The organism is Nocardia sp. NPDC049220, from assembly GCF_040647855.1.
GTDB lineage: Bacteria > Actinomycetota > Actinomycetes > Mycobacteriales > Mycobacteriaceae > Nocardia.
In genome coordinates this window covers 1-13,336 of the sequence record NZ_JBEZDA010000037.1, presented here as the reverse complement: position 1 = coordinate 13,336, position 13,336 = coordinate 1, and the positions used below count along the sequence as shown (strand labels likewise).

General features: G+C 65.6%; 1 protein-coding gene. It reads left to right on the top strand.

Annotated elements, in window-relative coordinates; all coding sequences use genetic code 11:
- Positions 1–13,336 (top strand): amino acid adenylation domain-containing protein (locus AB0C34_RS31130; protein WP_357080937.1); only part of this gene is annotated, 13,336 nt, incomplete at both ends.

Below are 13,336 nucleotides of genomic sequence, written 5' to 3'. Positions count from 1 at the left end.
GTGTTGGATGAGTGGTTGCGGCCGGTGCCGGTGGGTGTGGTGGGGGAGTTGTATGTGTCGGGTGTGCAGTTGGCACGCGGATACATGAACCGACCTGTTGATACCGCGGCGGTGTTTGTGGCCAATGGTTATGGGCCGGCGGGGTCGCGAATGTATCGCACCGGTGACTTGGCGCGGTGGAGATCGGATCATGCGTTGGAGTACGCCGGTCGTAGCGATTTCCAGGTGAAGATTCGTGGTCAGCGCATCGAACTCGGCGAGATCGAAACCGTCCTCGCCACACACCCCGCTGTGGCGAAAGCGGTAGCAGTGGGTGTAGCGACGGACAACGGATCGAGACTGGCCGCCTACGTGATCCCTACCGCGGACGCTGTCGACAGCGCGGAACTGTTGCGGTATGCCGCGCAACGACTGCCGGCGCATATGGTTCCGGATACGGTGATCGCGCTCGACACGCTGCCGCTGTCATCGGTGGGCAAGGTCGACCGTGCTGCGCTGCCGCAACCGGTGTTCGCGACGACGACCGAGTTCGTCGCCCCGCGTGACGCGGCCGAGCAGGTTGTCGCCGATGTCTGCGCGGAAGTCTTGGGAACAGAGCGAGTCGGCGCCCTCGACAGCTTCTTCGATCTCGGTGGCAACTCGTTGTCGGCTACGCGGGTGGCAGCACGCCTGAGCGCTGCATTCGGCGTGGACGTCCCGTTGAGCGTGATCTTCGAGTCACCGACCGTCGCGGCGTTGGCGCGGAATCTGCGGACCGCGAACGCGGTGAAACGGGAACCGCTTGTGCCACAAGAGCGGCCGGAACGAATTCCGCTGTCACCAGCACAAGCCCGCATGTGGTTCCTCAATCAGTTCGACACGAGTTCGCCCGTGTACAACGTTCCACTGGTCGTGCGCATGTCGGGAAATCTCGACGTGGCCGCAATGCACGCGGCGATCGCGGATGTGCTCGACCGACATGAATCGCTGCGGACCGTATACCCGGACAGCGAGACCGGACCGCACCAAGTGATCGTCTCCGCGGACATGGCCCTGCCCCGGTTGACCCCGGTCGAGGTCGCGGAGCGCGACGTCGAAGCGCGTATTGCCGCTGAAGTGGCAATCGGATTCGACGTCACATCCGAGGTTCCCTGTCGAATTGCGTTGCTGCGCAGCGCATCTGAGGACTTTACCCTCGTGCTCGTCGTCCATCACATCAGCATCGACGGGTCGTCGCTCGCGCCGTTCGCCGCTGACCTGATGACCGCGTATCAGGCTCGTGTTCGGCAACAGCCACCGCAATGGGCGCCGCTGCCCGTGCAGTACGCCGATTACGCGCTGTGGCAGCGAAAGTTGCTCGGCACCGAGGACGACCCGCACAGCCCGACCGTCGCCCAGACGGAGTATTGGCTGGCGGCACTCGCCGACCTGCCCGAAGTACTCGACCTGCCCATCGACCGGCCGCGGCCGGCGGAGCAATCGTTCCGCGGCGCCACCGTCTCGGCGACACTGCCGGCAGAACTCCATCGGGATGTGGCCGCGCTGGCCCGGCGCCACGACACAACGGTCTTCATGGTGACGCACGCGGCATTCGCTGTGCTGCTCGCACGACTGTCGGGTACCGGTGACATCGCGGTTGGTACGCCGATCGCCGGCCGCGGCGAGCCCGGCCTCGACGGCCTGATCGGAATGTTCGTCAACGCGCTGGTTTTGCGAACACGCATCGAACCCGACGCCCCCTTCATCCGTATCCTGGACCAAGTCCGGGCCACCGATCTGGCCGCGTTCGAGAACGCGGATATTCCGTTCGAGCGCCTCGTCGAGGTGTTGAATCCGCCGCGCACGACCGCGCACGCACCGTTGACCCAGGTGGGATTCTCGTTCCAGAACATCGAGATCCCCACCGTGGAGTTCGAGGGCCTGACGGTTTCGGCCGGTATGGCCGCCCTGAGCGTGGCGAAATACGACTTGCATCTGAATCTCGTCGATGCCATCGGTCCGAATGGTGAACCCGGTGACATGGCGGTCGAGTTCGATTACGCGACAGATATTTTCGATGCATCAACGGTCGAGGCGATGTTCGACCGCTACCTGCGGCTGCTGCGCGCGGCCGTTGCCGATCCCACGCGCGCCATCGGTGACATCGATCTGCTGACCGCACACGAGGTACGTGAGCTGGCCACGCGCTCTACCGGGGCGCCGACCGAGGCGCCGAGTTCAACGATCGCGGACTTGTTCGCCGCGCAGGCAGCTGCGACGCCCGACAGCCCAGCCGTGGTGGACGCCGAGAACGGAGGTGCGCTCAGCTACCGTGATTTCGCGGCGCGGGTGAATTCGCTGGCCAGAGTGCTGATCGGACGCGGCGTCGGACCGGGAACCGTGGTGGCGGTTTCGATGCGTCGCTCTGTTGATCTGCTGACGGCGCTGTACGCGATCCATGCGTCCGGTGCGGCGTATCTGCCGTTGGATCCGGACCATCCAGGCGATCGTGTGCGTGCCGTCCTCCGCGTCGCACAGCCGAGCGCTATTCTCACCAGTCCGGCCGATCTGGGGAGTCTGCCCGACGATGTGCCGGTATGGGTGCTCGAGGAACTCGACACCGGACATGTGGATTCGTCGACGGTGACCGATGCTGATCGCAGTCGGCCGCTGAAACCCGGTGACCTCGCCTATGTCATCTACACCTCCGGTTCGACAGGTGTGCCCAAGGGCGTGGCGATGCCGCACGCCGCCGTGGTGAATCAACTCCGGTGGATGCGCGAGCATTACCGGCTCGACGGCAGCGACGTCATGCTGCTGCGGACGCCGTTCACGTTCGACCTGTCGGTCTGGGAACTGTTCTCCGCGTTGACCTGTGGCGCTTCACTGATTGTCGCGGGCCCCGACGCGCACGGCGACCCCGGTGCGGTGGCCCGGCTGATGGCCGAACACAGGGTGACGACCGCGGATTTCGTGCCATCGTTGCTCGCGGCACTTCTCGATGTGGCCGCTGCGCGTGAGTACCCTGACCTCAGGCGCGTGCTGTGCATCGGCGAGGCGCTGCCGGCTGAAACTGTGCGCCGGTTCCGCGATATCAGTGCCGCACGCATCGACAACCTGTACGGGCCGACCGAGGCCGCGGTGAGCGTGACCGCACACCGAATCGACAGGGTCGACGGAGTGGCGGTGCCGATCGGTACCCCCGAGTCGAATGTAGTCGTGCACGTGTTGGATTCACGTCTGCATCCGGTACCTCTCGGGGTGACGGGCGAGCTGTACCTGGGCGGAATCCAACTGGCCCGCGGCTACCATCAGCGTCCCGGCCTGACCGCCGCGGCATTCGTCGCTGATCCCTTCAGCGGTCCTGGCGGTTCTCGCCTGTATCGCACCGGCGACCTGGTGCGCTGGGACGAGAACGGAAGTCTGCGATACATCGGCCGCGCCGACTCCCAGGTAAAGGTTCGCGGCCTGCGGATCGAACTCGGCGATATCGAAGCCGCATTGCTCGCACACGAGCAGGTGAGCGCAGTTGTCGCGCAGGTACGCACCGATTGTGGCGAACAGCGCTTGACTGCCTACGTGGTCGCCGACGAGCCGATCGACGCCAGGCAGATTCGAGGCTTTCTGCTGGAACGATTGCCCGCTTATATGGTGCCGTCACCAGTGGTGCAGATCGACTCGATCCCGCTGACGGCGAACGGCAAGGTGGATTATCGAGCGCTGCCCGTGCCGGATTCGAATGCTCAGGAGTCGCAATACCGGGCGCCGCGGGGGCTGATCGAGCAGACTGTCGCCGGAGTTTTCGGCGAACTCTTCGACCTCCCGGACGTCGGCGCGGACGACAACTTCTTCGACCTGGGTGGAAATTCGCTCATTGCGACCCGTGCCTCGAGCCGGATCGGCGACGCCGTCGACGTATCCATCCCGGTGCGAGTAATTTTCGAGGCACCTACGGTCGCGGACCTGGCCGAACGTATCTCGCAGTTGCGTGCGGTGCCGAGTCTTCCCGCGCCGGTTCGCAAGCAGCGGCCGGAGAGTATCCCGCTGTCGCAGGCACAGGCCCGTATGTGGTTCCTCAACCAGTTCGATCCCGACTCGGCCGGATATATCGTGCCGCTGGCGATTCGGCTCGAGGGTGTCCTCGATATCGAGGCATTGACCGCGGCCGTCGGTGATGTCATCGAGCGGCACGAGAGTTTGCGCACGGTGTACCCGGCCAGCGATGGCACGCCGACACAGGTCGTGCTGGACGCGGCGGCCGTCGTCGCGACGTGCGATCTCACGCCGCAGCCGGTCGGTGAGCGCGATCTGCCACGGCGTTTGGCGGAGTTCTCGAGCGTCGGGTTCGACGTGTCGAAGGGCGTACCGGTGCGGGTGGCGTTGTATCAGCTGTCGGACGCGGCCTGGACGGTCGCGGTGGCCGTACATCACATCAGTTGCGACGGATACTCGGTGGCGCCGCTGGCCACTGACCTCGTCACGGCCTATCGGGCGCGGGCGAAGGGGAACGCGCCGGACTGGGCCCCGCTGACAGTGCAATTCGCTGATTACGCCCTCTGGCAACGTGAGGTGCTCGGCTCGTCCGACGACCCGGATTCGTACGTGGCTCGCGACATCGCCTATTGGCGATCCCAGCTCGCGGGTATACCTGATCTGGTCGAACTGCCGACCGATCGGCCGCGACCGATCGAGCAGACACAGCGCGGCGCCGTCCTCCACGTCGCGATACCCGGTGAGCTGCAGGGGCGGCTGGAGTCGCTGGCGCGTCGCGCTGGGGCCACGACATTCATGGTGGTTCACACGGCGCTGGCAGTGTTGCTGTCGAAACTGTCCGGCGGGGACGACATCACCATCGGTGTGCCACACGCGGGTCGCGGAGACAGATCCTTGGACAACCTCGTCGGGATGTTCGTCAACACCTTGGTGATGCGCACTCGGATCGCACTCGATCAGACGTTCATGGACTTGCTCGATGAGGTGCGACGCACCGACATCGAGGCTTTCGACCACACCAACGTGCCGTTCGAGCAGTTGGTGGATGCGCTGAACCCGAACCGCTCGACAGCGCATACCCCGTTGTTCCAGGTAATGCTCGCCTACCAGAATATGGAGCGAGCTCGGGTCGAACTTCCCGGTCTGACGGTCGAGCACGTCGACCCGGGCGACAGTGCCGCGATCTACGACCTGATGCTCATGATGGCGGAGGGACACGGCACGCACAATGAGCCGACTGGTATCACGCTGCGCCTGACGTATGCCACGGACCTCTTCGACGAAGACACTGTTCGGCGTTTCGCCGAACAATTCGTCCGTGTTCTCGACGCTGCCGCGACCGATGCCGATACCGATGTGATTGTGGGCGAGATCGAGCTGCTCGGTGATGCCGAGCGGCAGAAGATCTTGGAGCAATGGAACGACACCTCCGTCGCCGCCACACCCGGACGGACGCTTGTCGATGCGTTCGACGCACAGGTCGCACGCACGCCGCACGCTCCGGCGCTCCGCCTTCCGGACGGCAGCACCTCGACCTACCGGGATTTCGACACCCGCGTCAATCGCCTTGCCCGTTGGCTCATCGCACGGGGCGCGGGGCCGGAAACCGTGGTGGCGGTGGCTATCCGTCGGTCTGTCGAGCTAGTCACCACGCTGTACGCGGTGGTGAAGACTGGTGCGGCGTTCCTGCCGATCGATCCGGATCATCCGAGTGCGCGGATCACGAGCGTGCTGACCGCAGGTCAGCCGTTGATGGTGCTCACGACCGCGGCGGACGGCGATGAATTGCCGGGTGATGTCGAGTGCGTGCAGATCGATCGCGTAGACGTGACCGATCTGTCCGATGCCCCCGTCACGAACGCGGATCGGCGTGCGCCCCTTCAATCGGACAACATCGCCTACGTTTTGTTCACCTCGGGTTCCACCGGCATGCCCAAGGGGGTCGCCCTGTCCCATGCCGCGACCGTGAGCCAGTTGGCGTGGGCGCAGCAGCAATGGCCACACGACGCGTCCGACGCCGTGCTCTACAAGACCCCGATCACGTTCGACATCGCAGTGTGGGAGTTGTTCTGGCCGTTGCAGACCGGCGCGCACATCGTCGTCGCCGAGCCCGGCGGGCACCGCGACCCAAGGTACCTGGCCGCTGTCATCGCACGCCATCAGGTCACCACGGTGCACTTCGTCCCGTCCATGCTCGATGTCCTGATCGAGTCCACGAGCGGCGCCGAGCAGCTGTCATCGATCCGCCGGGTATTCGCCGCGGGCGAGGCGCTGGCACAGCGCACGGTCGACTCGGCGGCGCGCGTGTTCGCGAATGCCGAGGTGGTGAACTGGTACGGCCCGGCGGAAGCAGAGGTTGTCACCGCGCAGCGCTGCCTGCCTGGTAGGACGATCCACACGACGGTCCCGATCGGTGCACCGGTGTCCGGCATGAAGGTCTACGTGCTGGACGCGCGACTGCGACCGGCGCCGATCGGTGTTGTCGGCGACCTGTACGTGTCGGGTATTCAGCTGGCGCGTGGTTATCACGCACGCGCCGGCCTCACCTGTGGCGTCTTTGTCGCGCACCCATTCGGTGTGACGGGTGAGCGGATGTATCGCACCGGCGACCTTGTCCGGTGGACCAAGACCGGAGAGTTGGAGTTTCTGGGCCGCAACGACTTTCAGGTGAAGGTGCGTGGTCAGCGGGTGGAACCGGGCGATATCGAAGCGGCGCTGTCTGCGATTCCACAGGTCGTACACGCCGTGGCCATCGCGACGGCGGAACGAATCGTCGGATACGTGACGCTCGTGCCCGGCGCGGTGACCGATGGACGTGCGATTCGTGACCAACTCACCCGGTCGCTGCCGGCCTACCTGGTTCCGGCTGGTGTTCAGGTGCTCGATTCGATACCGCTCACCGCGAACGGCAAACTCGACCGAGCCGCGTTGCCGCAACCGGTGTTCGACGACGGCGCGGAGTTCGTCTCACCCCGAACTGATCGTGAAGTGGTCCTTGCGCATGTTGTCGCCGAGGTTACGGGGGCCGACCGGGTGAGCGTGACCGCGAACGTCTTCGAGATCGGTGTCAATTCGCTGTCGGCTGCCCAGATCGCAGCACGGGCCGGCGCAGCCCTCGGGGTCGATCTCGGCATCCGTGACATTTTCGACGAGCCGACGATTGCCGGACTGGCTGACCGGATCGCGACGCGAACGCATTCGACGGCGCTGCCACTCGCGCCGCGGCCGCGCCCCGCGGTAATCCCGTTGGCGGCGGCGCAGCGACGAATGTGGTTCCTCAATCAGTTCGACACCGCCTCGGCGGCATACAACCTCTGTTTCGCGGCCCGGTTGACCGGTCCGCTGGATGTCGATGCGCTGCGGGCAGCGTTCCTCGACGTGGTGACCCGGCACGAACCACTGCGGACGGTGTATCCGATCGTCGACGGGGAACCGTGTCAGGCCGTACGGGATATCGCGACGATAGCCGCCGAGATGGTGATGGATGCGGAGCCAGTCCTCGATGAGACGGAACTCGCCGACCGGATCCGGGCGACCGTCGAGGCTGGATTCGATATCGCGGAATCGGTGCCGGTGCGAGTACAGCTGTATCGGGCCGGCGTCGACGATCATGTGCTGGTGGTGGTGGTCCATCACATCGCGGCCGACGGTTCGTCGATGGCACCGCTGGCCCGCGATGTGTTCGGCGCCTACCGGGCGCGTGCGAAGAGTAGAGCGCCGCAATGGGAGCCGTTGGAAGTCCAGTACGCCGACTACGCGATGTGGCAGCGGGAGATGCTCGGCTCCGAGGACGATCCGATGTCGTTGATCGCGCGGCAGATCGCCTACTGGACCGAGACTCTCGACGACGCTCCGGAACTGCTCGGCCTGCCGACCGATCGGCCTCGGCCTGCCACCATGTCGATGGTCGGCGGAAATGTTCGCTTCGGTATGTCGGCGCGGTTGCACGACGACATCGTGCGGCTGGCGCACCGTGAGGGTGTCACGGTGTTCGTCGTGCTGCACGCCGCGTTGGCGATCCTGTTGGCGCGCACCGCGCACAGCGAGGACGTCTCAGTAGGCACTCCCGTCGCAGGTCGCGGCAGTCAGGCTCTCGACGACCTTGTGGGAATGTTTGTCAACACGGTGGTATTGCGCACCCGCCTTCGGGATGACCAGTCTTTCCGGGAACTGTTGGCCGAGGTCCGCGGCGTCGACGTGGCGGCGCTCGCACACGCGGACCTGCCCTACGAGCGGCTGGTTGACGTCCTCGATCGTCCGCGTTCGACGGCGTATTCGCCACTGTTCCAGGTGATGTTCGGCCTGCAGAACATGCGCGCGGCGCGATTCGAACTTCCTGGTATCGGTGTCGAGCTGCTCGATCCCGGTATCGCGCAGGCCAAAGCCGATCTCACCGTGCTGGTGACCGAACGACTCGAAGGCTCTCGGCCGGCCGGGATCGATGGTGAAATCATCTACGCCACTGACCTGTTCGTCGAATCGACCGCGGAATCGTTCGCCGAGAGGTTTATCCGCGTCCTCGAAGCGGTCACCTCCGATCCGACTCGGCCGGTAGGTGACATCGGTCTGCTGAACGCCGAGGAGACCGGACGTCTGCTCCCGGCGGTTGGCAGCGGCGACATCCAATCGTGTCTGCTTCCTGACATACTTGCCGCCGCCGTAGCAGCGGACCCCTCGGCGATTGCCCTTATCGGAGACACCGAGACCCTCACCTACGGGGAGCTCGATCGTCGTGCCAACCAACTCGCCGGTCATCTGCTCGCCCGTGGTGTCGGTCCGGGAGCCTTCACCGCGTTGGCCGTGCCGCGGTCGGTCGACTATCACGTCGCCATGTGGGCGATCGCGAAGACCGGCGCCACGTTCGTCCCGGTGGACCTGCGGTATCCCACCGAGCGGATCGCGCACATGGTGCAGGATTCCGGTGTTGGAGTCGGGATCACGGTGGCGTCCGCGCGCGTGTCGATGCCGGGCGGTGTCGAATGGCTGGTGCTCGACGACCCACGTTCGGCCGCCGAGATCGCCACATATCCCGGCGATCCGATCACGGCCGCGGATCGCCCCCGTGCACTGCGGGTTCAGGATGCTGCGTATCTGGTCTACACATCGGGTTCGACCGGAACGCCCAAGGGCGTCGTCGTCACCCACGAGGGCGTGGCCGGGTTCGCGGCCGAACAGCGTGATCGATACCGGGTGGATGCCGCGTCGCGCGTGCTGCAAGTGGCGGCGCCCGCTTTCGATGCGGTTCTGCTCGAGTCGTTGATGGCGCACGCGGCCTGCGCCGCGTTGGTGGTATCGCCGCCGGAGGTATTCGGCGGCGCGGATCTGACCGAACTGATCCGGGAACATCAGGTGTCGCACGCGTTCCTGACACCGAGTGTGTTGGCGACGATGTCGCCTGCCGACCTCGATTCGGTGCGGATGTTGGCGGTCGGCGGCGAAATGGTGGCCGCGGATCTGGTTGCTGCGTGGTCGCCCGGACGGCAGTTGCACAATATCTACGGGCCGACGGAGACGACGATCGTGGTCACGATGAGCGATCCGGTGCAGCCCGCCGACGTGATCACGATCGGCGGACCGATCCGTGGGGTGCACGCTGTCGTCCTGGACGCGCGAATGCGGCCGGTGCCGGTAGGAGTCGCGGGTGAACTGTACATTTCGGGTGCTCAGTTGGCGCGTGGTTACCTGAATCGGTCTGTGGCGACGGCAGGCGCGTTCGTGGCGAACCCCTACGGTAGTCCGGGTGCACGGATGTATCGCACCGGCGACGTCGTCCGCTGGACCGCGCAGGGTGCGCTGGAGTACATCGGCCGCATCGATTTTCAGGTCAAGATTCGTGGCCAGCGCATCGAACTCGGCGAGATCGACGCCGCGCTGCTCACGCATCCGAGGGTCGCGTCGGCGGTGACCGTGAGTCGCAAGGGACCCGGCGGCCAACCGGTGCTCGCCGCGTACATCGTCTCGGAATCCGGCACGGTCGTCGAGCCGACCGCCGTGCTCGATCATGTCGCCGCCGTATTGCCCGCGCACATGGTGCCGTCGACGATCACGGTGCTCGATCACATGCCGCTCGCGTCGACCGGCAAGGCGGATCGGAAAGCACTGCCGGAACCTGTCTTCGAGACCGCCGGAGAGGATGCCGTCGCGACATCCACCACCTTGGAACGCACCATCGCCGGCGTGTTCGCGGACGTACTTGGGATCACGTCGGTCGGCGCGACGACTTCGTTCTTCGCGCTCGGCGGCGATTCCATCATGTCCATCCAGTTGGCATCCCGGCTGAAGTCCGCGGGCGTCATCGTGACGGCTCGCGACATTTTCGAACGTAAGACGGTTCGGGAGTTGGCGCGAGTTGCCGAAGCCTCCGAGCGAGTGTCGCTCGAGGAATTGCCGGGGGGTGGTGTCGGCGACGTCCCGTTCACGCCTATCGTCTCGTGGTTCACCGACCGTCCCGGCTCAGCAGATCGATTCGCTCAGTCGATGCTGGTGCGTCTGCCACGGGGCGCGCGAATCGATGCGGTGACATCGACCGTGCAGGCGGTGCTCGAGCAGCACGACATGCTGCGCTCGACGCTCCGTGAACGTCAGTTCGACGTGCCTCCCGCAAGCGCCGCCGATGCCACGGGTTCGATCTCGACCCGTACATTCCAGGCCGACGAGGCGCCGGGTAGCGCCGGGTTCGCCGCGGTGGTGGAAGCGGCGTTGGCCGCGGCATCCGACCGTCTCGATCCAGCCCGGGGACGGATGTTGCAGGTCGTGTGCCTGCTTCCCGAAGCGGGCGTCGATGTCGAGGCCCGTGCCCTCATCGTGATCCATCACTTGGCTGTCGACGGGGTGTCGTGGCGAATCCTGCTGCCCGACTTCGTCACCGCCTGGCAGCACATCACGCAGGGGCGCGCGGTCGAGTTGCCCACGCAGGGCACGTCGATGCGCCGGTGGGCGCACGCGTTGACGGCCGCCGCCGTGGATCGCGCTGGCGAGTTCGAGCTGTGGCAGCGGGTGAACGCGGCCGCTGATCCGCCGCTGGGCAGTGCGGCATTGGATCCCACCGTCGACACCCAGTCGACTGTGCGGCATCTGGCGGTGTCCATCCCGACAGAAGTGACCGCGACGTTGCTCGACGCGATGCCCGCGGTCGTTCAGGGCAGCCTCGACGATGCGCTATTGGCCGGTCTCGCCGTGGCGGTGGCCCGCTGGCGTGGCCGCCGTGGTGTCGCACACGCGGGGATGAAGGTCTTGTTGGAGGGGCATGGGCGGGAAGAGCAGGTCGTCGCGGGAGCGGATCTCGCACGGACGGTCGGCTGGTTCACCAACGCGTATCCGGTTGCGCTCGATCTGAGCGGCATCGAGGACACGGACGTGCGCGCGGCGGTGAAGTCGGTAAAAGACCAGCTGCGCGCCATCCCCGACAAGGGCATCGGATACGGCCTGCTGCGCTACCTGAACACCGACACGGCCGATCGGCTCGCAGCGTCGCCGCAGCCGCAGATCAGTTTCAACAATCTCGGCCGCACCGGCGTCGATCTCACGGCACTGTCGGATCTCGCGTGGATTCCGACCGACGAGCAGTTCGATCGGTATGGCGCGTTCGATCCGGACATGCCTGCGGCAGCAGTCCTGACGATCGACGTGAATATCATGGACACCGAGGCCGGGCCTGAACTGTCGGCGCAGGTCGGGTACGCCTCGCGGGTGATCGATCACGATGACGTCGCCGAACTCATCGATGCCTGGATCGCGGCCGTGACCGAGATTGCCGCGGCCGTCCGCGTGAGCGAGAACTGGGGGCTCTCCAGGGCGGACGTTCCGCTCGTCGAGGTCACCCAGTCCGACCTGGACGCGTTCGCCGACCGGTATGGACCGCTGACCGATGTGTGGTCGCTGGCACCGCTGCAGGCGGGCCTGCTGTTCCACGCCGAACTCGCCGCCGGCGAACTCGATGTGTACACCGCACAGTCGGTGCTCGCGCTCGCGGGCGCAGTCGACGAGCATCGGCTCCAGCGCTCGGCGCGCGCCTTGCTCGAACGGCACCCCAACCTGCGGGCCGCCTTCACCCGAACGGCAGACGGCGTCGCGGCCCAGGTGATTCCCGCCGAGACCGCCGTCCGCTGGCGCAGAGTCGACGTGACCGACAGCACAGTGGAACTGGAGGAGCTCATCGCAGCCGAGCGGGCGGTCGCATTCGATCCCACCGATCCGCCGCTGCTGCGGTTCCTGATCATCGCCGTGACGCCGCAAGACTTCCGGATCGTGCTGACGGCTCATCACCTTCTGTTGGACGGTTGGTCGTTGCCGTTGCTGTGGCGCGAGCTGATCGGCCTGTACGCGGTGGGCGCACAGCCGGACCGGTTGCCTGCCGTGGCCTCGTACCGCGACTACTTGGCGTGGCTGGACCGGCGGGAGTTGTCCACCGGCATCGAGGCGTGGCGAGACGCACTGCATGATGTCAGCGAACCCACCTTGGTCGCCGATTCGCGCACGGACGCAACAGTCGACATCCCGATCGATCTAGCTGTGGTGCTCGATCGCGCCGCGACGGACGAGTTGGTGGAATTCACCCGGGCACAATCCGTGACGATGGCGACGATCGTGCAGTTCGCCTGGGCTGTGGTGCTGGGGAATTTGCTCGGCGTCGAACGCGTGGTGTTCGGTAGCACGGTCTCCGGGCGACCCGCCGATCTGCCGGGCGTGGAGTCGATGATCGGCCTGTTCATCAATACGGTGCCGGTCGCGGTGAATGTGTGCCGAGAGTGGACCATCGAAGACGCATTGACCCGGTTGCAGGCGGCCAATACCCGTCTACTCGACCATCACTATGTGGAGCTGTCGCAGATCATGTCGACGGCGGGCACCGCCGAGTTGTTCGACACGTTGGTCGTCTTCGAGTCGTACCCGGTTGACAGCAGCGGCCTGGGCGACGCCGAGATCGACGGTGTGCGAGTGGTCTCGGCGGAGGGAAGCGACGCCGCGCATTACCCGATCACCGTCCAGGCCCACCAGACCGACGAGTTGCACATCAGAGTCCGCTACCAGCAGGGTCGCATCGACGACGTGACGGCGTCCGGTCTTGCTGCTCGCTTCGAAAAAGTATTGCGAGCGATGGCGACTGATTCGCATGCTCGGCTGGGCACGGTTGATTTGTTGTCGGCCGGTGAGCGGCGTGCGCTGGTGCCGGCTTCGGGTGGTGCTGCCGAGACGCCGCGTGTGCTGGCCGAATTGCTGTCTGCCAGTGCGGTCGCGAACTCCGCTGCGACGGCGTTGATTTCGGGTGAGCGCACGATGTCTTATGCGGTGTTGGATGTGTGGTCGAATCGTGTCGCTCGGGAGTTGATCGACTGGGGTGTGGGCCCGGGTGATCACGTCGCGTTGGCGATGGGGCGGTCGGTGG